The 23443-nt window shown below is 45.7% G+C and carries 32 protein-coding genes; 5 read left to right on the top strand and 27 right to left on the bottom strand.

Going from position 1 to position 23443, the window contains the following annotated elements:
- Positions 1-24: 24 nt before the first annotated feature.
- The 13 genes from D8Y20_RS06420 to D8Y20_RS06365 form a co-directional block, all read right to left on the bottom strand.
- Complete coding sequence (locus D8Y20_RS06420; protein WP_121542211.1) at positions 25-2598, bottom strand: spermidine synthase; 2574 nt, start codon at positions 2596-2598, stop codon at positions 25-27.
- Between the two features lie 35 nt (positions 2599-2633).
- Positions 2634-3029: a hypothetical protein gene (locus D8Y20_RS06415; RefSeq protein ID WP_121542210.1), complete on the bottom strand. Its 396-nt coding sequence runs from the start codon at positions 3027-3029 to the stop codon at positions 2634-2636.
- Positions 3019-3246 (bottom strand): hypothetical protein, encoded by a 228-nt coding sequence (locus D8Y20_RS06410; RefSeq protein WP_121542209.1) that lies wholly within the window; start codon positions 3244-3246, stop codon positions 3019-3021. The genes D8Y20_RS06415 and D8Y20_RS06410 overlap by 11 nt, the downstream gene beginning before the upstream one ends.
- Positions 3243-4283, bottom strand: a complete 1041-nt coding sequence (locus D8Y20_RS06405) for an SUMF1/EgtB/PvdO family nonheme iron enzyme (RefSeq protein WP_121542208.1) — start codon at positions 4281-4283, stop codon at positions 3243-3245. The genes D8Y20_RS06410 and D8Y20_RS06405 overlap by 4 nt, the downstream gene beginning before the upstream one ends.
- 8 nt (positions 4284-4291) lie before the next feature.
- A complete protein-coding gene (locus D8Y20_RS06400) occupies positions 4292-4777 on the bottom strand; it encodes a hypothetical protein (protein WP_121542207.1) in 486 nt (161 codons plus the stop codon).
- Positions 4778-4816: 39 nt separating this feature from the next.
- Positions 4817-5308 carry a c-type cytochrome gene (locus D8Y20_RS06395; RefSeq protein ID WP_121542206.1) on the bottom strand — a complete coding sequence of 164 codons (492 nt, stop codon included), beginning with the start codon at positions 5306-5308 and terminating at the stop codon, positions 4817-4819.
- Between the two features lie 5 nt (positions 5309-5313).
- Entirely contained in the window at positions 5314-5571 is a 258-nt protein-coding gene (locus D8Y20_RS06390; RefSeq protein WP_121542205.1) for a hypothetical protein, read from the bottom strand.
- 26 nt (positions 5572-5597) lie between these two features.
- Positions 5598-5915, bottom strand: a complete 318-nt coding sequence (locus D8Y20_RS06385; RefSeq protein WP_201265557.1) for a hypothetical protein — start codon at positions 5913-5915, stop codon at positions 5598-5600.
- A gap of 104 nt (positions 5916-6019) precedes the next feature.
- Positions 6020-6154 (bottom strand): hypothetical protein, encoded by a 135-nt coding sequence (locus D8Y20_RS13910; protein WP_255418410.1) that lies wholly within the window; start codon positions 6152-6154, stop codon positions 6020-6022.
- A 24-nt stretch (positions 6155-6178) separates the two neighbouring features.
- Complete coding sequence (locus tag D8Y20_RS06380) at positions 6179-6862, bottom strand: cbb3-type cytochrome c oxidase N-terminal domain-containing protein (RefSeq protein ID WP_121542204.1); 684 nt, start codon at positions 6860-6862, stop codon at positions 6179-6181.
- 12 nt (positions 6863-6874) lie between these two features.
- Positions 6875-7819 carry a cbb3-type cytochrome c oxidase subunit II gene (locus D8Y20_RS06375; protein WP_121542203.1) on the bottom strand — a complete coding sequence of 315 codons (945 nt, stop codon included), beginning with the start codon at positions 7817-7819 and terminating at the stop codon, positions 6875-6877.
- 75 nt (positions 7820-7894) lie between these two features.
- The gene (locus D8Y20_RS06370; protein ID WP_121542202.1) at positions 7895-9301 is read right to left on the bottom strand and encodes a cbb3-type cytochrome c oxidase subunit I; all 1407 of its coding nucleotides are present in this window, start codon (positions 9299-9301) and stop codon (positions 7895-7897) included.
- 185 nt (positions 9302-9486) lie between these two features.
- The gene (locus D8Y20_RS06365) at positions 9487-9750 is read right to left on the bottom strand and encodes a hypothetical protein (RefSeq protein ID WP_121542201.1); all 264 of its coding nucleotides are present in this window, start codon (positions 9748-9750) and stop codon (positions 9487-9489) included.
- 142 nt (positions 9751-9892) lie between these two features.
- Between D8Y20_RS06365 and D8Y20_RS06360 the strand changes: the two genes are divergently transcribed.
- A complete protein-coding gene (locus D8Y20_RS06360; protein WP_121542200.1) occupies positions 9893-10087 on the top strand; it encodes a hypothetical protein in 195 nt (64 codons plus the stop codon).
- 123 nt (positions 10088-10210) lie between these two features.
- On the opposite strand, the gene D8Y20_RS06355 is transcribed toward D8Y20_RS06360, so the two are convergent.
- Genes D8Y20_RS06355 through D8Y20_RS06340 form a run of 4 tightly spaced genes read right to left on the bottom strand, consistent with a single transcriptional unit; the run spans position 10211 to position 12333 of the window.
- Positions 10211-10672 carry a hypothetical protein gene (locus tag D8Y20_RS06355; RefSeq protein ID WP_121542199.1) on the bottom strand — a complete coding sequence of 154 codons (462 nt, stop codon included), beginning with the start codon at positions 10670-10672 and terminating at the stop codon, positions 10211-10213.
- Positions 10665-11198, bottom strand: coding sequence for a thioredoxin family protein (locus tag D8Y20_RS06350; protein ID WP_236075296.1), 534 nt, complete (start codon positions 11196-11198; stop codon positions 10665-10667). Before D8Y20_RS06350 ends, D8Y20_RS06355 begins: the two co-directional genes overlap by 8 nt.
- Complete coding sequence (locus tag D8Y20_RS06345; protein ID WP_121542198.1) at positions 11198-11710, bottom strand: cbb3-type cytochrome c oxidase subunit I; 513 nt, start codon at positions 11708-11710, stop codon at positions 11198-11200. The genes D8Y20_RS06350 and D8Y20_RS06345 overlap by 1 nt, the downstream gene beginning before the upstream one ends.
- Positions 11710-12333 (bottom strand): c-type cytochrome, encoded by a 624-nt coding sequence (locus D8Y20_RS06340; protein ID WP_121542197.1) that lies wholly within the window; start codon positions 12331-12333, stop codon positions 11710-11712. Before D8Y20_RS06340 ends, D8Y20_RS06345 begins: the two co-directional genes overlap by 1 nt.
- Positions 12334-12362: 29 nt before the next feature.
- Here D8Y20_RS06340 and D8Y20_RS06335 point away from each other — a divergent pair, with 29 nt between their 5' ends.
- Both D8Y20_RS06335 and D8Y20_RS06330 read left to right on the top strand, forming a co-directional pair.
- The gene (locus D8Y20_RS06335; RefSeq protein ID WP_121542196.1) at positions 12363-12779 is read left to right on the top strand and encodes a hypothetical protein; all 417 of its coding nucleotides are present in this window, start codon (positions 12363-12365) and stop codon (positions 12777-12779) included.
- Complete coding sequence (locus D8Y20_RS06330) at positions 12776-13141, top strand: hypothetical protein (RefSeq protein WP_121542195.1); 366 nt, start codon at positions 12776-12778, stop codon at positions 13139-13141. Before D8Y20_RS06335 ends, D8Y20_RS06330 begins: the two co-directional genes overlap by 4 nt.
- A 235-nt stretch (positions 13142-13376) precedes the next feature.
- On the opposite strand, the gene D8Y20_RS06325 is transcribed toward D8Y20_RS06330, so the two are convergent.
- The 10 genes from D8Y20_RS06325 to ribD all read right to left on the bottom strand — a co-directional run bounded on the left by D8Y20_RS06325 (position 13377) and on the right by ribD (position 22244).
- On the bottom strand, positions 13377-14165 hold the full coding sequence (locus tag D8Y20_RS06325; protein ID WP_121542194.1) for a c-type cytochrome: 789 nt from the start codon (positions 14163-14165) through the stop codon (positions 13377-13379).
- 30 nt (positions 14166-14195) lie between these two features.
- Positions 14196-14327 (bottom strand): hypothetical protein, encoded by a 132-nt coding sequence (locus tag D8Y20_RS13905; protein ID WP_255418408.1) that lies wholly within the window; start codon positions 14325-14327, stop codon positions 14196-14198.
- 199 nt (positions 14328-14526) lie between these two features.
- Positions 14527-14895, bottom strand: a complete 369-nt coding sequence (gene rplS / locus D8Y20_RS06320; protein ID WP_121542193.1) for a 50S ribosomal protein L19 — start codon at positions 14893-14895, stop codon at positions 14527-14529.
- A 31-nt stretch (positions 14896-14926) separates the two neighbouring features.
- Positions 14927-15454 (bottom strand): RNA methyltransferase, encoded by a 528-nt coding sequence (locus D8Y20_RS06315; RefSeq protein ID WP_121542192.1) that lies wholly within the window; start codon positions 15452-15454, stop codon positions 14927-14929.
- Positions 15454-16119 (bottom strand): hypothetical protein, encoded by a 666-nt coding sequence (locus D8Y20_RS06310; protein WP_121542191.1) that lies wholly within the window; start codon positions 16117-16119, stop codon positions 15454-15456. The genes D8Y20_RS06315 and D8Y20_RS06310 overlap by 1 nt, the downstream gene beginning before the upstream one ends.
- A 17-nt stretch (positions 16120-16136) precedes the next feature.
- Positions 16137-17357, bottom strand: coding sequence for an aspartate kinase (locus tag D8Y20_RS06305; RefSeq protein ID WP_121542190.1), 1221 nt, complete (start codon positions 17355-17357; stop codon positions 16137-16139).
- Positions 17357-17773, bottom strand: coding sequence for a biopolymer transporter ExbD (locus D8Y20_RS06300; protein ID WP_121542189.1), 417 nt, complete (start codon positions 17771-17773; stop codon positions 17357-17359). Before D8Y20_RS06300 ends, D8Y20_RS06305 begins: the two co-directional genes overlap by 1 nt.
- Entirely contained in the window at positions 17770-18378 is a 609-nt protein-coding gene (locus D8Y20_RS06295) for a MotA/TolQ/ExbB proton channel family protein (RefSeq protein WP_236075295.1), read from the bottom strand. The genes D8Y20_RS06300 and D8Y20_RS06295 overlap by 4 nt, the downstream gene beginning before the upstream one ends.
- A 272-nt stretch (positions 18379-18650) precedes the next feature.
- Positions 18651-21113 carry a DNA internalization-related competence protein ComEC/Rec2 gene (locus D8Y20_RS06290; RefSeq protein ID WP_201265556.1) on the bottom strand — a complete coding sequence of 821 codons (2463 nt, stop codon included), beginning with the start codon at positions 21111-21113 and terminating at the stop codon, positions 18651-18653.
- Positions 21114-21137: 24 nt separating this feature from the next.
- Complete coding sequence (ribD, locus tag D8Y20_RS06285) at positions 21138-22244, bottom strand: bifunctional diaminohydroxyphosphoribosylaminopyrimidine deaminase/5-amino-6-(5-phosphoribosylamino)uracil reductase RibD (RefSeq protein WP_236075294.1); 1107 nt, start codon at positions 22242-22244, stop codon at positions 21138-21140.
- Positions 22245-22318: 74 nt separating this feature from the next.
- On the opposite strand from ribD, the gene yaaA reads away from it, so the two are divergent.
- Together yaaA and D8Y20_RS06275 are read left to right on the top strand one after the other, a co-directional pair.
- Entirely contained in the window at positions 22319-23089 is a 771-nt protein-coding gene (yaaA, locus tag D8Y20_RS06280) for a peroxide stress protein YaaA (protein ID WP_121542250.1), read from the top strand.
- The gene (locus D8Y20_RS06275) at positions 23089-23442 is read left to right on the top strand and encodes a hypothetical protein (RefSeq protein ID WP_121542186.1); all 354 of its coding nucleotides are present in this window, start codon (positions 23089-23091) and stop codon (positions 23440-23442) included. Before yaaA ends, D8Y20_RS06275 begins: the two co-directional genes overlap by 1 nt.
- Position 23443 lies beyond the last annotated feature (1 nt).

Below are 23443 nucleotides of genomic sequence, written 5' to 3'. Positions count from 1 at the left end.
TTCCATTCACCGTGTAATCACCAATCAAAACGGAACGCTATCATAGGGACTAATGCGAAAGAATCTATCCTTGTACTGTTGCACACCTTTCAGGTCACCACGTTTACTGCGTAAAGCTATCATCGCCTTGAGCGTTCCTTCATGATCAGCTCGCACAGTGAGAATTTGCTGTAAAGCCTGCTCATAGGTCATCCCCTGTGGCAAACCATGCTCTAAACTGGCAAACATCGCGTCAGCCAAAGCAAAGCCTGCCCAACGATCTTTAGCATTGGCGCGATATGCCAAGGATTGCAGCCGTTGCACACCCGGTTTGTTTTGCAGCATATCGATCTGAGCACGTATGCTTAATTCAGTACTTGCCCAGGCACGCTTGAAAGCCAAAGCGTCTGATGTATTCACCGTCCAAACATGCACAGCCTCTTTGAACGAGGTGCGATGGGCCATCAACCACTGCATCAATTCCGGTAGCACAGCTGTTTTATGTCGCAGATGCGGCAGATCAAATTCAATCACCGGTGACCATTCACCTTGTACCAGCCTCGAGCCAGAATCACCCACCAGATCGGCTGCTGCACCCCAATAACGCCCTAACCATGTCCAACCGCCTTCACCACCCCAAAGATCATCTGCAGGTGCCGCGCGCATCAATTCAGCCGCACGTTTTTGCTGGCCCATAAAACCGACCATGCCGAGACGATACCCATCTACAAACAACGCATTGTTTTCAAACACCTGTGCAAAACTGCGCAATACAACCTGCATGGATTCTTTATCAAATTGATTGAATGCCAACCATTGCACAAATAATCCTTGTTCAGTCAAATGTGATTTAGCACGTTGAAATTGTTCAACCGAAAGCAATGCGCCCCGACCAACCATATCAGGATGAAATAGATCACCAACAATCACATCATAAGATTTTCCACTGCGCATGAGGAACCGGCGTGCATCATCATGCACAATACTGATTTTGGATGGCACATGACTATTCACCTTATCAAAATAGTACTGCGCAGCTGTGATAGCACCTTGTGAAAGTTCAATAGCTTCAATCTTCGCTTGTGACCATGGCAATGCCCCGGAGGCCGTAATACCGGTTCCCAATCCCAAAAACAGTACATCGGTAGCATTCGCCTGCAAAAACATCGGTAACCGTGCCTGATTTTGCTGTACCGCTACAGATGTCGGATCACTGGATGCATCCATACGCTGCAGATCAGCTAATAGCAGCCGCTGACCATCCTGCCGTTGTATGACGTGCGTAATTGAAATCGCATCTTCTCTCTCAAACAGATCCGCAGCAGCAGGCAGTTCAGCCTGCAACAATCTTGATGCTGAAGGCAACTGCCAGACTGGCCAGGAAAGTGCTGTAAACAGTGCCAAGCTGATCACAGCGCTCAGCAATCGTCTGCCTTGTTGCAGCCAGAAACAGGCACACAACATGACTAAGCCTGCCGCGCATAACCATGTAGCTGCCGTTCCAATCCAGGGAATCAGAACAAAGCCTGCTAATAAGGCTCCTGCACATGCACCCACACTGTTGGCTGCATATAGAAATGCACCCTCATCATGCTTGGCGATCAACGGCAACCATGCCCCCAATGCCAGCGTCACTGGCAAGGTGCACAACGCAATCAACATTCCTTGAAACAACAATGCAGCCAGGAGTGAATCAAATATTGCACCTTGTCCCCAATCATTGACGTATGGAAACAGATATAAGCCAACAATAGCAATCACAGCGACAAGCATCGGTAAGACCTGCAGAGCACGCTCTCGCGGCAGATGTCTTGCCACTACGCTCCCTAGCCCTATGCCAATCAGAAAAACAGCCAGAATAACGGCCAATACATATTCCGTACGCAATAGAATCATGCCGTATGCACGTGTCCATGCAATTTCCAGCATCAAAGCACCCGCCCCCATACCGGCATAGGCCAACAACATGCTTATTTGCGGGAATGTTGCGCGCACGGGCGTACCATCACTTACAGGTTCATCTTTCGTTTGTAACGATAAGTAAAACAAACCAAACGCTATCGCCGCACCTAATGCAGCCACCCACTGCAGGGAAGTGAGCCAGCCAAACAGAGGCAATAACAGTAATGGCAACAGCGCACCAAGTGCGCCACCTATTGTATTTACACCATACAGAGAACCGAGAGAAACCTTGAGTGTTTTACCAACGCGAAGCATCGCAGGAAAAGCAAACCCCAATGCTGTAGCGGGAATGCATAACACCCATAGAGCAGAAAACATTTGCCAGAACTGCCATGTCTGAACATCATCAACAGACAGCCACATGCCTTGCACCCATTGCATCAACACAGGCAGCATCAAGGCATATATTGCCACAGAAACTTCAATACCAGCCAACAAACGCAGTGTGTTTTTAATGGATGAGAACCAACGACTGCCCATGAAACTACCCAGTCCCAGACCCAACATGAAAGCGGCAACAGTTATCACCACACCAAACACAGTGACGCCAAACAGTAAGCTCAGCATCCGTGTCCAAAGCACCTCATAAGCCAGTGCAGTTACACCCGATAGTCCATATAACAATAGTAATATGGAAGCTTGTTTGGATGTATTCATGCTAAATAATAGTGGCAGCGTGTGAAAAGAGCGTACTACAACAATCGATCTGGGTAGAACCAGACAAAAGCAACTACGGCATGGGCAATCGCAAGTGTTGTCGCCAAGCCGGCAGACAATACATGCCAGAGGAACACATCCTTACCAAAGATCCCCATCGCTACACCAAAACCGGCTGCCAGCAGAACCAGGCATAAAAGTGCGCCGCCCATCCAAAACAGAATTTGATGTTTACGATTGGTAGAGATCGCACGCTCTGCAGCCAACGCCTTTTCCTCATTAAATTGCCGCATAACATCAGAGGAATGTTCATTAACTGCAGTTGATTCTGACCCAATCTGTGCATTTGCACCCGCGGCAACTGCCACAGCGTTAAAACCTGTACACAACATCAACAGGGAGAAACAGAGAAAAAGACTTTTACGCATCATGATCATCTTCGTCTTTTTTCAAGGCGTAACGCCAATATAATACAACGGCCAGAACCATGGGTGCAAAGACCATAAAAAACAGCAATACAAAAATAGCCCATGGTGTATCAATACTAACGTGCAAATAGCGATAGCTATCAACAGCCCAGGCAGGCATTGCCCAACATAAACTCAGTATCAACAACATCATGAATTTGATTTGTTTTAAGCCGTTCATGGTTTCACCTCATTGATTTGTTTGCTGGATGCGCATCTAAAACCATAAAAGTCAGAGGCCATATTCGGCAACGAATAATTGCGATGATAACTTTCCGTTGAAAATGGATCACTTTTCCATGACCCACCGCGCATTACTCGGTTCGTTGTGCGTTCCACATCTTCACTACCCGTACCTGTAAATTGATCTTTTAATGGTTGAAATGAGATACGTTGACCCTTCACTACGTTGTACGGTTTGAATTCATCAAATACCCATTCGGTTACATTGCCCGCCATATCCATCGCACCATAAGGACTCGATCCATGCTCATATTGACGTACTGGCGTGGTATGACCAATGTTGTAATACGTATTTAAACGGCTCACATCCATCTTATTGCCCCATGGCCAACGATTCGCTGTCGTACCACGAGCAGCTTTTTCCCACTCAGCCTCTTGTGGCAAACGTTTGCCAGCCCATGCACAATAATCACGCGCATTATACCAGGATACTAATGTCACCGGATGCTCTTCAAGGCCCGTAGGGATCTTGCCTTTTTCCCAGTTCAATGGGGCACGATAATGTTCTGCAACAACAAAGTGGGCATATTGAGCCTGGGTGACCGGATATTTATCTATCCAGAAAGCCGGTACATCAACATAGTGAGCAGGTTGGTCAGTCTCGTTACTTCGCGAAGCGTTGGTACCCATTTCAAAGCTACCTGCTGCTATAAAGATCATTTGATCTAATTCTGCTTTGACATCCGCGCTCACCAGTTCAGACAGCGTATCAACAGAGTAGAATTCATTATCATGTTCTCTTGCTTCATGAGCGGCCTGAATACGAATATCCTCACCGGCAGCGCGAACATGATCATCCACTTCGGCAATGTCATAGGAAATTTTACCACGCATCTCATCCATACGCATTGAACCAAGTTCAATCACATGCAATGAACCACCGATCATAGCAGCAGCAACACATGTCAATAATATCGCCATACCGAGTCGTTTACGTTTTATTAACTCTTTTTCTGAAATAGCTTGTCGCGACATTATAATTCTTATTTACCGTCATCTCTTGGTATAATTTCAGAGTCAGCAGGAGCATAGTCTGATGTACCCGGTAAATCCCAAGTGCCATAGTATTTTTTCAACAATAGTTCACCAATCACACCACCGGCAGCACAGAACTCCATATTCAAAATGACAAAGAAGCCCCACCACATGAGCGGAATTAATTTAGCACCTTCAGGTACTGTACCGTGCATCATTGAATAGTAATCAATGCCGAGAATGATCAGCGGAGGAAAATGTGCAACCAGCTTTCCACCCCAGCCATAGATGAAACCGACCACAATCCCCGTCACTACAGGCAGAATAAACATCGTTGCAACCCATGCAAGATCATAACCTGCCACACCCCAAAATAGTTCAATCCGTACACCAAACAACAAATGGCCAAGCTGATAAATCAAACCTGCGGCAAAGAAAGCGACTAAAAAGCGCTGCCATTTGGGCGCCCAAGGTTGTGGTAATTGTTTTTGCATATCTGAAGACTCCGTCAGTCGATTACGATCTTTGCTTAATTATTTATCGTTAGGATAAGGATTTCCTGTCAATTTTTTGTACTCGGAAGCTTTTACTTTTTCCAGATACCAATCCTTAACGCGCAGACTGGAAAAGTATTTAGCCATGAAACGACGATCGTCTTCTGATAATGAGGCATACGAAGGCATTGCATATTTAGCTTTTAAACGCGTCGGAATGATTTTCTGCGGGTTTTCAGCAGAAAAATATTCATATAACCACTGCTCACTGCGTAATGATCCAATGCCATCAAGACTAGGTGCCGGCACGCTCTCCATAGGGTTTTTTACGCCCCATATAGAGTGACAGTCCCGGCAACCCATATCGCGATACATATCAGATGCTTTTGCTTGCACCTCATGACTAGCCGTTGAATAAAAAGGAATACCTTCATCCTTGAGCGGATGAAATAAATTATAAGCACCCTTTCCGATCGCCCCAACGACAACCAAGCCGATCAGCCCTGTAATTAACCAATCACCTTTTCGCATATCTGTTACTTGGAACCCTCATGCGCCTGGTTCAACAATTCACTACGGCGGTTTTCCTGCTTGGCAGTTGCTTCCTGATATTTTTTAAATTCTTCAGGTGACATTTTATCACGGTCGTTATCATCAAAAACAAGATACTTAATATCTTCATCAAACTGCTCATTCTTACTCGCCCAACGCAGACCAAAGACCACGGCAATCAAAATAGCAACGCCACTGATCAACCATATATATATTGTCCAACCATCACTCCACTCAACCATTACACACTCCTTTAATGCTCAACCTACTAAAACAAGAATCCGTCTAACATCTGTACAGCCGCAAATATTGCCGAAACAATCACACCCAGGACAATCAAGCCCATCAATGCTTTTTCACCGGTTTTTACATTACTCATATCTGTCTTTTGATAAAACAGGACAATCACACCAACAAATACCAGCATGGATATGATCATAAAGATAAAAATACCGATACTGTATTCCTGGCTACGCATACTTTCGATACCCAGATCAAATACCGGTTCCTCAGCGGCCTGGCTTATACCTGACAAACAGCAACACGATATAGCCACTGTAGTAATGTAAGACAAAAATCTATTCATGATGGGGCATTGTAGAGCCGATGCATGAAATAGAAAGCAATTCTAACCACAACGAAAAATGCCGCCCATAAAGGGCGGCATTTTTTTACAACTTAACGACTATATTAAAACTGTCTATTGCGTGGATCTGGCGTACCTTTTTTGTGGTTATCCACAAAAAAGCTATACAAAACAGGTACCAGTAGAGCAATTGCAATAATTAGTAAGCCTGCAAATTGAGCATTATCCATATCAATCATATCAAATCTCCTAATCTATTATTATCAATGTGCTACACTGTGATCTGGCTTCCAGTCGATCGGAGGAAGACGTTTAACAGTAATGATCACAGCTAGACAGAATCCAAGGAACCAGAAAATTGCAGTCTTGTATCCCTTATCCCACCAAGGCTGTTTCTTTTCACGGGTACCGTCTGCTTTGTAGTTACCTTCAAAATTCGCAACCACAATTTCGTTACCAATGATAGAATACTCTTCAAGATCAATACCAGGTGTCTGCTGCAACTCAATCAATTTATCTTCCATGATGCGTAGATCGCTCATAGTGATTGGGTGCTGTGTACGCTGAAATTCATACTTAGACGGAAACTCTGCCAATGCTTTTTCAATCATTGCCATAGCTCTTTCATCAGCTTCTTTGGAAGTTAATGTAGTATCATTCAATATACGTTGCACAGGATCAGACTTATATATCCCGATATAATCAGAATAGATTGCCGCACTAGGTCGCTGACCAAACAATGGGAAGGTCCATGCCATAGCAGTGATGAAGGTCAATAGTAACAACCCAACCACAGGACGCGGTAGAGGATTATTATTTTCAGCAATACCACCGAGACTTTCGTTTTCCCAAATGTGTTTGGCATTTTCAACGCCAGCATCATCAGACATTGTTTTCAGTGGACTATTAAGTTTCAGACCATCAAATAATGGTAAAAATTTAGACATTCTATCCCCCCCTTATTTCAAGTTCAAAACGAAATCCATCAAATAACGGATTTCAGAATCATCGGCGTATTCAGGAACATCTGGTGGATATACACTTTCACCATCACGATATGCAACAAACTCTTCATCCCATTTAGCCAGATCAATTGCTTTACCAGCTTTGTCTTTAGGACCCCACAAGTAATCATAACGCGGCATGATTGAATGTGGCTGAACCAGACGTGGGTTAAAGAAGTGTAACGTCATCCATTCTTTAGATGAGTTACGTGAACCAACATGCAACAAATCAGGTGCTTTACGGTCAGAACCAAATGTAGTTGGAGACTCACCATTGAAATCACCTAGAACTGGCGGACGACCAAAGGACTGCCAATCATGTGTCTGCTCAGGCAGCAGTGTATGACACCACCAGCAACCTTCACGAACAAACATTGTTTTACCTGCACCAGCAAGGATGGTTTCAGATGCAGCACTTAAGGTTGCATCAACACCCCAACCCTTGGTTGCTGTTGCAAACTCAATATATGGAGTTTCAACACCATTGGTTACTTTTGAAGTTACCAGAAAAACGCCACCGGCAGCTTGATTAGCCTGACCAACTTTACCTTCAGATGTACTCAATGCCTGTACTTTCTCTCCCAAAATATGGTCATGAATCAAACCACTTGGAAATGATGTGCCGGGCTTAAAGACGTATGCAGCAGTATCATCAATACTAGCACCAGTAACCGGATCTGTTTTCAGAATCACTTTTATTGGTTTATCTGTTCCATGCAGGAACAAATCGCCGTAATCAAACCCACTGTTCTTACCATAGGTCAACTGTTTTTCTAATGCTGTGGCTGTAGATGATACACCTGATATATCTAAACCAGGCATATACACTGTTACAAACATCGATCCTGACAAGGCTACGCCAAAAAGAATCGATCCAACTCGGTACTCTCGGAATCCCATTCTAACTCCTCCCTATTAATTTAAAATCTGTATAAAAAATGCTGGAGCCCTTTAGCGGGGCTCCAGCCCAATCTTTTAGCGTACGTATGCAACATCCTGTGGCTGTAGACCTACAGGTAGTTTATCACCTGCTTTCACAGTCATGTACATATTGTACAACCATACGAAGTTACCCAGGAATACCATAGTTCCACCCAACCATCTTACGATCATGTAAGGATGCTCAGCAATCACGATATCCATGTATGGTACTTCGTAGATTTTACCGGCGCCCTGAATCAGGCCAGCGATAGTCATAGAAACCCAGTACAGAGAGAAACCGATCAACAACATCCAGAAGTGGAAGTTAGCCAGACTCAGTGAGTACAGTTTGCGGCGTGCGATAGTTTGAATACCGTAATATACCGCAGCTGCTTCAGCGAACGTTGAGAAGCCAAGCAGTGCCAAGTGAGCATGTGCAACAATCCAACCTGTACCATGTACATACCAGTTAATTGCACGTGTCTGCTGGAAACCACCCTGCATGTTCAACGGGATTGCAAGCAACACACCAGTAATGGTGTACTTGATTTCAACATTCTCAACGAACATTGCCCATTTACCCTGCATGGTCAGCAAAATGTTACATACATAAGCAACCGCAGGAACCAGAATCAATACACCTTCAACAGATGCGAATGATTTCAACCACTCAGGAAGTGGAGAGCTCATCAGGTGATGTGCAGCTGGTGTTGAGTAGAACACAACAATTGACCAGAAGTGCAAATGACCAACACGATGTGAATACAGCGGGTTACCCGTTACTTTAGGCACGATATAGTAGGTAATAGCTGCTGCAACCGGCGTGATCAACAGACCAAGCACGTTATGTGCAAACCACCATGTCATATATGCTTCGTTCAAACCTGTTAAGTGGAAGAACTCAGGTGCGTTACCAACCAGGAACACAATAATGAGCATGAAGAACGAACCAGCAAAGAACCAGTTTGTAGTATAGATACCCTGTGTACGGCGTGTAACAATAGACATAAAGATGTTAATAAACAGTGGCAACACCATCACTAACGCAATATATATATCAATTGGCCAGATGAAATCAGAATACTCACGACCTGAAGTCATACCGAACCACAATGTTGACAAACCAAGCGCAAGGCCGACGTTCCATAAGAAACAGTTCCAAACACCAAGTTTCTCAGACCACAATTTGGTGTTACCCAGCTGAGGTACAACATACATCGCTGATGCAGCAAACGCACCGGTGATCCAACCAAAAATTACAGCATGTACATGCACCTGGCGCATATGACCAAACTGCAGAGCATATAAATGTGTAAACCAATCCGGGAACGCTAGCTTGGCCGCATTAAACGAACCGATCCCCGTACCAATAATAAACCACATAATTGCTGAAAAACTAAAGAAGATTGCTGCAGTACCGCCAGGAATATCCTTCTCTTTCGCAAACAGATATTTAATCATGTATTTCCCCTTTTAATATACTTAAAACTTAAAACCAATTATAACCGATATTACTCATCATGCTCTTCGTCATGCTGACCCGGCATTAACAAGTACCATGCAAACCACATGCTTGAGAACGCCAAAATAATACCCAATACTGATGCAAAACCAGCCATATTACTCTCCCTACCTAGATTTATTTATTATTCTTTCTGATAACCTTCGTTAACCGCATGCAATTTAAGTGCTGAAGCCAGAATCCAGACGAACGCCAGACCAAACACAATCATTACCCAGTTACCGAAACCTTCGAAGGTGAACGGTGAATATGCATCCGAACCCCATAAACCAGCTTCAGGAAACGGTCCGCGACCCACTGCCAACTGTGTAGCAATGGTAAATACAGACCCGTTACCCATTCCAGTAACGAAACCCGCAACGATAATTAACCATATTGAATTTTTCATGCCCTCTCCCTATTAAGAAAATATGAATTTATTTTAATACTTCGCAAGTATTGTAATCTTTCCTATGAGTGTCAACCCCATAAATCCTTCAAGGTTATTAAATACTATTGCCAGCGCATAAAATAACTTTCATGATTCAGTTATGCGTGAATTGATTATCTACGGCATCAGCGGATGCGCCTCTCTCTTTATCCTTGGCTATACCGTCCATATCTTCATTGGAGGCTTGGTTGACGAACAGACTGAAGTCATCAGCATCATAGTTGCAGTCTGCCTTGGGGCGCTGCTTGTAGGCTGGATGGCATGGGATATCCTGAGAAGTCGTCGCCTCAAATAAGGCAAAGCAGTAAGGCTAAAGCCACACACACATCTTCCTTACAGATCAACCACTTACAATAAAACCTATTGGTTTTGCCCCTACCAGGGCAACAATGACTTTTTTTAAAACCATCAAACAAAACTATTTATAAAATTCCAGTGCCTTGGTCACGGCAGCATAATCTTCAGCAGTAAATTGCCCTTTATGAAACACATACTGCTGTTTTGCACCAGCATCATCGACACCCGTCAAACCGAAAGACTTGCCTGCTTTGTCCGAAAAAAAACGCAAATTTTTCATCAAGAGACGGCGTTTTCCATTTTTCAGACGGAAGGTAATTTGTTCTTTGCGCACATCCAATGCCACAGGCACCGACGGCAACAACAACAGACGGCGAAAAATACGCCCGCCACCAACCAGCAAGAAGAAAAAACCAAGAAACATTAAGCCCTGACCCATCCACTGATCATCAGTGCCATACCAAACCTTCAGCCCCCATAGAATGAGAAACAATACAGTAGGCACATACAACAACAGATCCCATAAGATGCCGCTTTTATCCGGATGCAACTCGCATTCAACCTCTCTCCACGACTTAGCCATCCTTGCCATCCCCCAACAATGTCTTCAACACAGGCATCAATTCACTGTATAACATGCGTCCGGGGGCAATGTGCTGCACCTTACCCTGTCCGTTTATTACAAACGTCCAAGGTTCACCACGCACCTGAAATGCATCGTACGCTTCCGGGTTATAATATTGATCCATATGTAAAAAAAGAACCTTATCTTCATACGTATCCATCACGACCTTCAGCATCTGCAACTGCTGGTCACACTGGGTGCAATGACCCGGTGTAGCGAACTCCAGAATGATAGGTTTACCTGTTTTCAATGCATCATCAAAGGAGAGCTGGTACATGCGGGGGTCCGGATAACGGTAACTGGTGATTTTCGACATATCACCACCAACGTCAGCCAGAGTTTTAGTCCTCAAGGATGGCACATCCTGCCCAACAGTAAATACGCCACCACCACCAGTACCAAAGTCCATATCATCACATGCCGACAACAGCAACACTGGTGAGATCAACAGCAAGAACGACAGTTGTCTTAACTTAATCATCATTAGCCCTTATCTCTATTGGAACATGTGCGGAATAGATTATAGGCCCAGATAAAGTTAGCCAACAGCACCATAGAACCAAATATACCCATGGTAGCAAGCCAAGGTTTTACAATAGCCTCAACTTCTGCCGGAGAAACGTGCTCGGATGCAATACCACCGGCAACACCGGCAGTAGTAAAGAACACCACCATACCAATCAGACCAAAGTTATGAATCCAGAAATGCCACTTCACTAACTTAAGACTGTAAATTGGACGCTGTACCAGACGAGGTACGATATAATACACCGCTGCAAAAATTGCCATCTCAACCCAACCCAGCAGATTAATATGCGTATGTGCGCGCACAATCAAATTACCATGCATACGGTGATCAACAAAGTGCCTGAATTCGTGAATACCACCCATCAAGGCTCCCCACGTAAAGCCAATAATACTATATATAATACATGCAAATACGAACCACAGGGTGTATTTAATATATTCCGGATCTTCCCAAGGCTGGCGTTGCATTACTTCACTCCTGTTGTTGCTTCATTATTTAAATCTGCAGGTTTTTCTCGTATATCTGTATATTTATCTTTCCAATTATTCGGCGCCCAGGTGTCAACCATAGAATCAATAAATGGAGAATCCCCCTTAGGCGGCACATATGATGAAGCAGACCCCTGCTCTGAAATCAATTCAGACAAAAAAACAGCCATCAGATGACGATCATGCTCAGACATTTCAGCCACATAAGAAGCCTGCTTGGGTTTTGGACCATGATCCATTGTCTCATGCCCATATACAGCTTCGGGATCTTTCAAAAAAGCTTCAATCCATTTTAATCCGCGTTTATTGCCGATACCATCAAGATTATTACCCATATTGGTTCCACCACGCATGGCGCGATGGCACTCAGTACATGCGCTTTCCCGAAAAATCAAAGAACCCTGATTGCCTTCTGCAGTGAGATTATAATGCGTTTTCTGATCAAAAATGGGGGTGTCACTCGTTGCCATTACATATTGCATAATACCAAAGGCAATTGATGCAAACAGTATAAATATACCTGCAACAATAAATAAGAGTTTTTCGCCAGTTTTTAGTGGGTGTTTGGTGTCATCTGTCATAGGGTCGGCATTATCCGTCATCAATCTATCTTTGCAACAAGGAGCCCTACATGCGCAGTCGTTTCATTGCTATTCTCTGCTGTCTTTTTCTATTACCATCTTGTCTTATTCAGGCCGACAATCAACAACAGGCCGACACTCTGCTGAAACAATTTCACCAAGCCATCCAATCGCAAGATTGGAATACAGCGAAAACTCTTTTTGAACCATCATTTTTTGCAACCACCCCCAAGGACGCATGGCAAAAAAGCATGGAAGATCTTCAATCATCCTTAGGTGAAATTTTATCATTCAACATTTCATCCAAAAGCAAAGACCCGCGCTTTAGTGGTGACTTTTATATCTACATTGTCTCCATTCAGCATGAACATGGGTTTAGCAATGAAACCGTAACCATTCTTAAAAACATCGACAACGACCAACTCAGCATTGCGGGTCACCAATTCAAAATCCGGAGCAAACAGTGAAAAAAAATGGCTACTTCATACTCTCAGGGCTGCTCATATCAGGCTGCATTCAATCCAACGAAACTCCTATTGATGAAGCCGTCAATCAGCAACTTTCAGGCCTATGGGTAAATAGCGACAACACTGGAAAAATTCGCTTTTATCCCGATGAAACTGCCAAAATAGAATTCCCCAACAACAAACCGTCAATTAAACTGATATCACCATATTCCGGCATTAAAGAGAACACGATCGGCATCGCTCTGGGCGGATTCTGGAGCGGCCCCTTATTAATCAATACATCTAAAATTTTCAACAACAGCATCACGGTTAGATTCCCTGATAAAGAACCTGTTACGTTTCATAAGGCAAACACCCAATAACTTAGCCCGACCTTCACAAACAACTTATTCAATCAAGCAGATACAACAACGCAACATTCCACCTGAGTACATAAAAAAAGAGAGGCATCATTGCCTCTCTTTTTTTGTCCATCATTTGATTGACACTATAACCATCTCGACCAACAACGCCTAAATGATAAAACCAAGCTTATTTCAGATAAAAAAAATGGGAGGCAAAGCCTCCCATTTTATCGAATCAATGATTATCTACAGATCAATGACGTGGTGCAGAAGGATTACCGCCAGTTGATGGACGCGCCACTGTCAGGAACGCCGCTACATTAGCAATATCTTCATCAGTCATATTCACTGCAACTTTACGCATCTGAGCATTATGATCGTTATCACGTGAATCCATGTTATCTTCAGATGAAGGTGAGGTTGCACCCATACGGAATGCCTCAAGCTCATGCTTCAGATAAACATATTTTTGTCCGCCAATAGCCGGATACATATTACCGGCAGAACGGCCGTGGAATGCGTGGCAACTCATACATGCAGGCACACCATGATCAGGCAAACCATATTCAGCAATGATCTTACCTTTATGCACAACACCAATTGGTTCACCATCTTCAGAACCTTCTCTACGCATAGCATCCAGATCAGAACCCAGGGTAGGAGTCTTCAGCGTATGCACATAAGCAGCTACATCGCGGCGCTCTTCCCTGGTCAAAGCCTTAGCAATATCGTTCATCTGGAACATTTTATTATCCCAACGCTTACCAGAAGCAAAATCTTCCAACTGCTTCCAAACATACTTTCTAACTTGATAAGCAAGGCGAGGCGTACTCATTTCATCAGAACCCATACCACCTGTTCCATGACAACCAGCACAGGCAGGCACATCATCACCCTTACCACTATCAAATATAATACGGCCTTTAGCAGCATCACCAACGCCACCACTTATTCCATCATGTACCGCTGCCACAGCAGATGCAGCAGTCCAGCTCAGGCTCAGCAGTGCCGCAGCACTGATTAACATCATTAAACGCTTCATTCCAATCCTCCCTTTATATAAAAAAATTAATTAATCGTCTTTCAGTGATGCTTTATACATCATGATAGCAATCCCAAAAAACACAACTGTCAAAACACCGTACATTTGCCAAATGTCAGCATTTGTAAAATCAATGGACGCTTCAATAAATTCACCTAACATATATGCCTCCCAGCATTAGGAATATCCCTAAATAAATTCAGGTCGCCAGACTGACTTATTTTTATTAACAACTCAAGCAATTATAAACGTTAAATTAAATAGCGGTTAAAACAAAGTCACATTAAACCTTTCCTAAAATATAATTTCAACAAAAAAAAGGGAGCCGAAGCTCCCTTTTTAAAAAATTATGTAATAAAGCTTAGAAACGGCGCTCGCGAATACGAGCCGCTTTACCACGCAATTCACGTAGATAATAAAGCTTAGCACGACGCACACGACCGTGACGAATAACGCTAACACTCTCTAACATTGGTGAATGCAGAGGGAACACACGCTCCACTCCAACATTGTTCGAAATCTTACGAACCGTAAAGCTGCTTGAAATACCATTGTTATGACGTGCTATTACAACACCCTCATAAGCCTGCAGGCGCTCGGTTTTCACCACACCGTTTTTGGTATCTTTAAAATCGATAATACGAACATTCACGCGGACAGTATCGCCCTCGCGGAATGACGGGATATCGTCACGTAGCTGATCCTTAGTTACATCATCCAGTGCGCGCATTGTTTTGCCTCCGAAACTTGTGTCAGTTTTACTAGCGCCGCAAACGATCCAAATATATCGCTAGTGCACCCCTGACAGAAAGGTGGCGCACTTTACCCACACCTTCGATGGGTGACAACCATCCATTTTCTTCCCGCAGGTTTTTCAGGTCCAATCCCCAGCCCGTTCCGAATACTATAAGATGTTTTCCCTCTATTTCCAGCAACTTAGAAGGATCAATGCAATCAGCCGCCGGTGGCGTGGCTGAAGTGTACCAAAGCTGATAATCGTCTTGATCGAGTATTTCCTGCAATGAATACACACATCGAACTGCTTGTAACATCGTTTTTCGGGCTGGGTTTTTCTCACCACCAGCCCCGCTTAGATAATAATTTGTCATATCACCAAGCAGTGCATGCATGCCGGCAGCAGGATGCACAAAATAGACCGGCCCCACATCATAAAAGGCACAGGTCCGGGCAAAGTCATGCACATCAATGGAGGTGATAGCAGTCGTACTGGTTTCACCATGACGATTTAAAATAGGATAATGCAACAGAGCAACTGCAATTTCCGACATTAGTCATTTACCTTCTTACGCTGCACTGCTGCCATGGATGCCGCCGATGCAGCTTTTGCAGCATGCCGACGCTGCTTCTGTTTTAGATTATGGGCATTGGTCACATGAATTTGGTGCAATGCATTGAAAACCATCAAACCAATCAACACGCCTATGCACTGCATCAACCAATCCATACGCACACTCAGCAAAGGATGCGCATGCAAAGGTGAAAACACCGCCATTGTTTCCATGCCTACTTTGGAGACAAATAACAAAAACAATGCGATTCCTGCCCAATAACCCAATGAGAATCGCCTGGTCTCAAGTATCAGAAACCAGATCCCCATCATTGCTATCACTGCAGCCACACCAAATGCCCCTCTATATACAGTGAAACCGGGCACCATAATGAACATTAAACCAGTCATGGCAGGCATCGCAATAAGCAGACTCAAGGCCACCTGGTACTCTTTTGCAAAACGCCTGACAACCAAGCCCATTACCGCAATAATGACGCTGTTCATAATCAGGGGATAAAGTTTGTAGTGTGTGAGCTGCGCGGTCCACAGCCGCCAGTATTCTCCCCCGGCAATGGCCTCCCGATTTAAATCCATTGTAGAAATATTATGTGGCGCCAAAAAAAACAACGCCCAACATGCCAGCGCAAACACAACACCTATCATTTAAAGATTCAAAACCTTTAGCTGTTTGCCTGATCAAGTCCGAAAGCGGTATGCAATGTACGCACAGCCAATTCGATATACTTCTCTTCAATCACCACTGTCACTTTGATTTCACTGGTCGTGATCATCTGAATATTGACGCCTTCTTTAGCCAAAACATCAAACATATCCTTCGCTACACCAGCATGCGAACGCATACCAACACCAATCACGGATACTTTAGCAACACCGTCGTCACCTTTAACAACTCGCCCCTGCATCTGCTCACACAGCATGTGCATAATTCCCATGGTCTGTTTGTAATCACTGCGTGGTACGGTAAATGTAATATCAGTAAAACCCTGCTCTGAAACATTCTGTACAATCACATCCACGTTCACGCCTGCAGCAGCAATTGGCCCAAAGACATTGGCTGCAATACCCGGCTGATCAGGAATCCCCATAATAGTGATTTTGGCCTCATCCCGATTGTAGGCCACTCCGGACACTGCTGCTCTCTCCATTGTTTCATCCTCTCCAACTACCATCGTGCCTTGCACCGGCTCAAAACTGGAGCGCAAATGCAGAGGCATCTGAAAACGCATGGCCAGTTCAACCGAACGCGTTTGCAACACCTTTGCCCCTAAAGATGCAAACTCCAACATCTCTTCATAACTAATTTGATTCATCTTCTGTGCTTTGGGCACCATACGGGGATCGGTCGTATAAATACCATCCACATCCGTATAAATATCACACACATCTGCATCAACAGCAACAGCCAGCGCCACAGCTGATGTATCCGAACCACCACGTCCCAAGGTCGTGATATTTCCCTTTTCATCCATCCCCTGAAAGCCAGTCACTACAGGCACTTCTCCGGCCTCCAGATGTGCTATCAAATGTGCGCCTTCCACATGCTTGATACGAGCACGCACATGATCCCCGCTCGTTACAAAACCAGCCTGTCCACCATTATATGAATATGCAGCAATGCCACGCGCCTGCAACTCAATCGCCAGCAGGGCAGCACTAACCTGCTCACCCGTTGCCAGCAGAGCATCCATCTCACGTCCCTTCGGTTGCTCACTCATCTCTTTAGCCAACGCTAACAGACGATTGGTTTCTCCACTCATAGCAGAAACCACCACAGCCACCTGCACGCCACGCTCAAGCTCTGCCTGCACAATATCGGCTGTTTTTTTAATACGCTCAATAGAACCTACCGACGTACCACCAAATTTTTGTACAACGCGCATTAGTTTTCACCCTCAGCTGGCGCAACTGTAGCAATGCCAATTTTACTCATATGTAATCCACGCAATGTATCCAGCACAAATACCACCCGTTTATGGTGTGTCTCAGCATCGGCACGCAGCACCACGCGCATATTCGGGTCACCCTTGGAGAGACTCAAAATACGTTTACGCAAGTCAGCATCCGCAACAAGTTTATCCTCAATATAAAAACCACCCTTGGCATCAATACTTACTGTTATCTGTTTGATTTCCTTTTGCTGCACAGTTGCCTTACTCGATGGCAAATCCAGCTTAAGACTAGAGCTCACATTAAAGGTTGTTGATACCATGAAAAAAATCAGCATCAAAAAAACAACATCGACCAGTGGCGTGATATCCACCAGATAATCGATACGTTTTTTAGGGCGCAGAATCATGCACGCTCCCCTTTCAACAACTCAACAAAACGCATCGCATGCTGCTCAATCTCCAGCACAAAACTATCGACCCGTGATTCAAAGAAACGGTATGCCACCAACGATGGAATGGCCACGGAGAGCCCGAACGCCGTGGTATTCAGAGCTTTTGAAATACCACCAGCCAGCACATCGGCTTTACCAACACCCACCAGTGAGATCTGCTGAAACACTTCGATCATACCAATCACCGTACCCAGTAAGCCTAATAACGGAGCAATCGCAGCAATCAAACCCAACACACCAATAAAACGATCCATATGAGCCACTTCCTGACGCCCGGTCTCTTCAAGGATCTCTTTCATCACCGAACGGCGCACGCCACGATTGGACAGCGCCACCCACAACACACGACTCATGGCTGTATTATTGGACTGGCACGACTGCATGGCTTTTTTCACATCACCTTCACGCACAGCCTTCTCAACAAATTTTACTTCTGTCAACGGAATCACGACCGAGCGACGTAAACTCCATGCACGTTCAAAAATAATCGTGAGCGATAACACCGATGCCGCCAATAAAATATACATCACAATGCCGCCCTGCTGGATAAACTCTAACACTGACACCTCCATAACGACCGATCACTCGCCCGTCGATTGCGCTTCATTCAAATAGTTATGCACTAATTTACTCAAATGAATTCACTTTAAACGTTTATATTTCACAAATACAACTGCATCCACACACCAAACTCTGCATTCACGCGCGGCAATTATGAATAGCCCACGGCAAAAGTCATCATCAACACCGACCATGGTAGGGCAATTGCAATAAAATTTTAAAACCATTTACCGTAGAGCACGCCAAGTTTCACAGAGTAAACCCTTATATATTAATGCGGTTGCCCTGCCGACCATGACTGCCACCATGATCGTGCCATGTCACGGCGATGGCCGGCATTTATTGACCATTGCTGCAAAACAGCCCCCTGTTTTGCTCCTGTCCAACGTATCATAACTGCCCCATCCGCTGTGTTTTTCACTTCGACACCACGCTCAAGATAACGCTCCACCACTGCTTTAGCAGGAAAACCATAACGGTTAGCAAAACCTGCCTGTGCCACCGCCCAATCAGACTGCAATGCTTGCACAAATGCCTGATGACTCGAGCTGCGACTGCCATGATGCGGTATCAGCATAGCATCGACCTTTTCCAGTCCAGTATTCACAAGCGCCCTTTCTGCCCCAATTTCTATGTCGCCCGGCCAAAGAAGGTTGAACTTTCCCCCCGTCTTTTGATCATCTACACCTGCCAGCAAGACCAATGATGTGTTATTCGCATTACGCAACGACAACGCACGCGGAGGCCAAAGCACCTTCAGCGACAGTCGATAGTCAGATTTTACTACAAGCCGTTCATCCCCACGCCCTTTCCAGTGTATTGGAATATGTTTCTCCGCTGCGTATGTCTCAATCGCCTTCACCCTTTTATCCGCGTGAGCATCGGCAACATCCGGCAACCACACTTCTCCCACACTATTGACTTGCCGCATTAACGATAGCGCCCCGCCAAGATGATCCGACTGCGCATGACTCAACACCAACACATCAATATGTGACAAGCCTAAATACCGCAAGCCGGCCGCCACGCTTGTGCCACCATTAAACTTACTCCCACTGTGTCCCGGCGCATCAACAACAACCACGCTGTTTCCCGGCAATAGCAGTGTCGAAGCAGCGCCCTGCCCCACATCCCAAACAATCCATTGCGGCTGCTTCACCTCTGATTCAAACAAAACACCTACTATATATATAGTAAGTACGATAGCAGCCACACCCGCTGCTCTCAGCTGCTTTTCAGACCAGAACAGGTAACCGGCCAGTAACATCCCTGTGCCATACAGTGCGTTCAAAAGCATCGACGGAGCCACTGCCCACAACTCTCCGGCAGGCAGTGATGCCAGCAGTGATAACAGATTCAAACCCTGATTCACCGCCACGGATGCAAACTGCATCAACCCCAAGGCCCAAGCATCCAGCCCCAATAACGCACACAACTCTCCCAATAACGCAGCTGGCATCACAAACAGTGCATACAGCGGCACCATGAGCATATTAGCCGGTATAGAATAGACCGGGATACGACCAAAGGTAGAGATAATCATGGGAAGGGTTGCCAATGTCGCCAGCAATGAGATCCATAATAGTGATCGCATCCCCCCGAACAAACGTTGATACCAAGCAAGCTCTTCCTTCCGATCCAGTTTCAAAGCCCATAGAAGCAACGCTGCTGTCGCTATAAAGGATAACCACAACGAGAGCGATGCAATGGCAGAGGGGTCAAACAACAATATCAAAGCCAGTGCTGCCAACAGCGTATTCATCGGTTCACTACGCGAAGACAGATGCCAGGCCAGTGCTGCGGCAGCCAACATTACCGTAGCCCGAATAGCGGGCAACGGCCAAGCCGCCATGCTGGCATAAGCAGCTGCCGCCAGAAAAGCACTGAACAGTGCAATCTTTCGCACAGGAAAACGTACAATCCACGACTCCCGCCGGGTCAACACAAACCACACCAATGCAAAGGCCCATGCCGCAGCCATACCGATATGCATTCCAGAGATTGCCAGCAGATGCGCAGTACCACTGGCTGAGAAAAAACGGTTCACCGATTCTGTGATTTGTGCCCGTTCACCCAACAGCAACGCAGATAACACACCATTATCATGGCCGGCTGCCACCTTAGAAATGATCCTACGCACCTTTTGACGCTGCATCTCTAGCCATGACACATTTGAGACAATGATTTCAGGGCTACCACGCACAGAGCCAATCAGAGCTACCTGCCTGTCAAAACACCACGCACGATAATCAAAGGCGCCCGGATTACGGTAATTCCGCGGCTCACGCCAACGCACGCGGGCACTGATTCGTTGACCAGCCTGTATGGAAACATCGCTCGTATGCTTTCGATTTCTGTATTGATAAAGCAGTGCTTTGCCAGGTAAAAGCAGATCATGATCAGATCGAATATGCCGCAACAGATAACGTCGGCCAGTAGGTAACTGCTCAAGCTTCTCTACATCTGCCGTCACAACTATATCACCATTCAACCATTGCCTATCCACGGCGACACGCGAAGCATCAAAGATTAAATCACCCAGCCCCCACAGCACCCCCAACATCAATAACAAGGCCAGCAAGTACTGTCGAAACCATAGCAGAGTAGCAATAAACAGCGCCAAAAGAACGCAAGCAGTCGGAATATCGGTAAGGTCTGTGCGTGTTAGTGCCAAGCCGATAACTGCAACGACAACAGGATAGAACAGTGGCCAGCGCCGCAGGTTAATCATCATACCCCGCATCACTGGCCCAATCAGCTAATCCGGATAAACCACAGTGCCACGAATCATCTGGTCATCGCCCATGCTCAGACGCTCAACACCTGACAAACGAATGGCCTGATCCAATGTTGGTGCCCCCGTGCCCCCCCATAAACTTACAGCATCACGGCCACCGATCATGATAGGCGCTTGGTACAGCACCATTTCATCACTAAATCCTGCTTCTAAAAAAGAGGTATGCAGGGCACCACCACCTTCAAGTAGTAACTGCAGATAACCATCATCGGCGAGATGTTTTAATACAGACAACAGACTCGGGACATGCTGCACATCCACCCCAGCCTCCCGCCAGGCATCAGCATGTTCATTCAAACTACGGACATACAGACGTGTTGGGGCTTCGTCAGATAGCACTTTATACGCAGCACTGAACACTGGTGTTTCAAAACATAACACTACCCTTAACGGCACATTACCGACCATCTCCACATCACGTACCGTTAAAGATGGGTTATCGTGTTTCAGCGTGCCTGCACCTACCAGGACAGCATCACATGTAGCCCGCAGTTCATGTGCATGTTCACGGCATCCCGTACCACTGATCCATTGGGAATGGTGAGTATGTGTCGCCAGCTTGCCATCCAGCGAGATCGCAGCCTTGGCAATCACATAGGGGCGACCGGTACGCTGATAGTGAAAGAATGGTTTATTGATAGCATCCGCTTCATCGCTCAACACGCCAGCAGTAACTTCAATACCCATTGCCCGCAATACTTTAGCTCCTCCTGCCATGACAGGATTGGGGTCGGATGAGGCAAAAATCACATGTTTAATGCCGGCTCTACGAATCGCTTCAGTACAGGCTGGTGTACGTCCGTGTGCCGCACATGGCTCAAGCGTGACATAGATTGCTCCACCACGCGCTTTTTCTCCGGCATTACCCAAGGCCATCACTTCAGCATGTGGCCCACCCGGCCGCTCATGCCAACCTTCACCAACGATCTCACCATGATTCACAACCACCGCACCCACGCGCGGATTCGGGTGTGTAGTGCCCATGCCCTTTTTCGCTAACGCAATCGCCTGTCGCATCAATGCTTTACAATAGCTGCTGACTTCTTCCACGCCGGTATCACCCTCCACTGCATGTCACCCTGTCGATATACCCATCTGACAAACAAGATTGTCCTTCCTAACTGCAAGCATAGTATATGGCCATGCTGATTGCCATCTCACCCGCCAAAAAACTCGATTTCACCACCCCATGCCCTACTGCTGATTTCACTCAGCCCATGCATCTGGAACATGCCGCAGAACTAATAGATATTATGGCCCAAAAGGATAGCTTTGAAATAGCTGATTTAATGAAGCTATCCATGAAACTGGCTGATCTGAACATGCAGCGCTATCAGGATTGGCACATACCGTTCACCACTGAGAATGCCAAACAAGCACTGTTTGCCTTTCATGGTGATGTGTACCAGGGGCTGGATGCGGCAACATTAAATAACGAGGGCATTACCTATGCGCAAAATCACCTCTGCATTCTTTCCGGCCTCTATGGACTATTGCGCCCGCTCGATCTGATGCAAGCCTATCGATTGGAGATGGGTACAAAACTCACTACGGATAGAGGCAATAACCTCTACCAATTCTGGGGAGATATTATCACCAACAGCATCAATGATGCGCTGGCTGCGCAAGGTGATGATGTGCTCATCAACCTAGCATCCAGCGAATATTTTTCATCCGTGCAAACAGCCAACATTAACGGCCGCATCATCACCCCTGTATTCAAAGAGTTACGTCAGGGTAGATATCGCATTATCAGCTTCAATGCCAAAAAAGCGCGTGGCTTTATGTCCCGCTATATCATCGAGAACATCATCGAAAACCCTGAACAGATAAAAGCATTCGATATCGCGGACTATAGCTTCAATGCCGAGATGTCATCGGATGATGAATTCACCTTCACCCGCGCAGGGTAATGCAAGCTCTACCGCTGTTTCCCAACACACGCAAAGCACTGGGTACGGCTGGTTTTAAAGCAGTCATCAAGCAGGAGATCGAATCACTCTCCTGCCATGAGCTGCCTCTGCAGCAGGGGCTAACGCATGGCAGTTATGCCCTGGATAATGGTATCGAAGCGATGATTCTTCAGATACAAGCATCAGACACATCCATTCAGGTGAAAGCAGCCATCTTTTACAAAGCCATCATTGCCGGGTGCAGCTGCTCCGATGACCCTACACCGGTTGATGAATGCAACGAGCATTGCGAGATCATGATCGATATTGATAAGACCTCTGCGCAAGCAACCATCAAACTTCTGCCCGACTGAC

The organism is Mariprofundus sp. EBB-1 (assembly GCF_003665155.1).
Lineage (GTDB): Bacteria > Pseudomonadota > Zetaproteobacteria > Mariprofundales > Mariprofundaceae > Mariprofundus.
Note: the sequence above shows the minus strand (reverse complement) of the source record. Positions and strands in the feature narration are given on the sequence as shown.

Bases quoted from the DNA above. Each gene is read 5' to 3' on its own strand.
- D8Y20_RS06400 (WP_121542207.1), bottom strand. From the start codon at position 4,777: ATGCAAAAACAATTACCACAACCTTGGGCGCCCAAATGGCAGCGCTTT.
- D8Y20_RS06375 (WP_121542203.1), bottom strand. From the start codon at position 7,819: ATGGGATTCCGAGAGTACCGAGTTGGATCGATTCTTTTTGGCGTAGCC.
- D8Y20_RS06305 (WP_121542190.1), bottom strand. From the start codon at position 17,357: ATGCGCGTTGTACAAAAATTTGGTGGTACGTCGGTAGGTTCTATTGAG.
- D8Y20_RS06350 (WP_236075296.1), bottom strand. From the start codon at position 11,198: ATGATGATTAAGTTAAGACAACTGTCGTTCTTGCTGTTGATCTCACCA.
- D8Y20_RS06385 (WP_201265557.1), bottom strand. From the start codon at position 5,915: ATGAATAGATTTTTGTCTTACATTACTACAGTGGCTATATCGTGTTGC.
- D8Y20_RS06300 (WP_121542189.1), bottom strand. From the start codon at position 17,773: ATGATTCTGCGCCCTAAAAAACGTATCGATTATCTGGTGGATATCACG.
- D8Y20_RS06405 (WP_121542208.1), bottom strand. From the start codon at position 4,283: ATGTCGCGACAAGCTATTTCAGAAAAAGAGTTAATAAAACGTAAACGA.
- D8Y20_RS06360 (WP_121542200.1), top strand. From the start codon at position 9,893: ATGCGTGAATTGATTATCTACGGCATCAGCGGATGCGCCTCTCTCTTT.
- D8Y20_RS06415 (WP_121542210.1), bottom strand. From the start codon at position 3,029: ATGATGCGTAAAAGTCTTTTTCTCTGTTTCTCCCTGTTGATGTTGTGT.
- D8Y20_RS13905 (WP_255418408.1), bottom strand. From the start codon at position 14,327: ATGTTAGGTGAATTTATTGAAGCGTCCATTGATTTTACAAATGCTGAC.
- D8Y20_RS06420 (WP_121542211.1), bottom strand. From the start codon at position 2,598: ATGAATACATCCAAACAAGCTTCCATATTACTATTGTTATATGGACTA.
- D8Y20_RS06370 (WP_121542202.1), bottom strand. From the start codon at position 9,301: ATGATTAAATATCTGTTTGCGAAAGAGAAGGATATTCCTGGCGGTACT.
- D8Y20_RS06340 (WP_121542197.1), bottom strand. From the start codon at position 12,333: ATGACGGATAATGCCGACCCTATGACAGATGACACCAAACACCCACTA.
- D8Y20_RS13910 (WP_255418410.1), bottom strand. From the start codon at position 6,154: ATGATTGATATGGATAATGCTCAATTTGCAGGCTTACTAATTATTGCA.
- D8Y20_RS06345 (WP_121542198.1), bottom strand. From the start codon at position 11,710: ATGCAACGCCAGCCTTGGGAAGATCCGGAATATATTAAATACACCCTG.
- D8Y20_RS06395 (WP_121542206.1), bottom strand. From the start codon at position 5,308: ATGCGAAAAGGTGATTGGTTAATTACAGGGCTGATCGGCTTGGTTGTC.
- D8Y20_RS06315 (WP_121542192.1), bottom strand. From the start codon at position 15,454: ATGTCGGAAATTGCAGTTGCTCTGTTGCATTATCCTATTTTAAATCGT.
- D8Y20_RS06310 (WP_121542191.1), bottom strand. From the start codon at position 16,119: ATGATAGGTGTTGTGTTTGCGCTGGCATGTTGGGCGTTGTTTTTTTTG.
- D8Y20_RS06335 (WP_121542196.1), top strand. From the start codon at position 12,363: ATGCGCAGTCGTTTCATTGCTATTCTCTGCTGTCTTTTTCTATTACCA.
- D8Y20_RS06290 (WP_201265556.1), bottom strand. From the start codon at position 21,113: ATGATGATTAACCTGCGGCGCTGGCCACTGTTCTATCCTGTTGTCGTT.
- D8Y20_RS06390 (WP_121542205.1), bottom strand. From the start codon at position 5,571: ATGGTTGAGTGGAGTGATGGTTGGACAATATATATATGGTTGATCAGT.
- D8Y20_RS06380 (WP_121542204.1), bottom strand. From the start codon at position 6,862: ATGTCTAAATTTTTACCATTATTTGATGGTCTGAAACTTAATAGTCCA.
- D8Y20_RS06325 (WP_121542194.1), bottom strand. From the start codon at position 14,165: ATGAAGCGTTTAATGATGTTAATCAGTGCTGCGGCACTGCTGAGCCTG.
- rplS (WP_121542193.1), bottom strand. From the start codon at position 14,895: ATGCGCGCACTGGATGATGTAACTAAGGATCAGCTACGTGACGATATC.
- yaaA (WP_121542250.1), top strand. From the start codon at position 22,319: ATGCTGATTGCCATCTCACCCGCCAAAAAACTCGATTTCACCACCCCA.
- D8Y20_RS06365 (WP_121542201.1), bottom strand. From the start codon at position 9,750: ATGAAAAATTCAATATGGTTAATTATCGTTGCGGGTTTCGTTACTGGA.
- D8Y20_RS06355 (WP_121542199.1), bottom strand. From the start codon at position 10,672: ATGGCTAAGTCGTGGAGAGAGGTTGAATGCGAGTTGCATCCGGATAAA.
- D8Y20_RS06275 (WP_121542186.1), top strand. From the start codon at position 23,089: ATGCAAGCTCTACCGCTGTTTCCCAACACACGCAAAGCACTGGGTACG.
- D8Y20_RS06410 (WP_121542209.1), bottom strand. From the start codon at position 3,246: ATGAACGGCTTAAAACAAATCAAATTCATGATGTTGTTGATACTGAGT.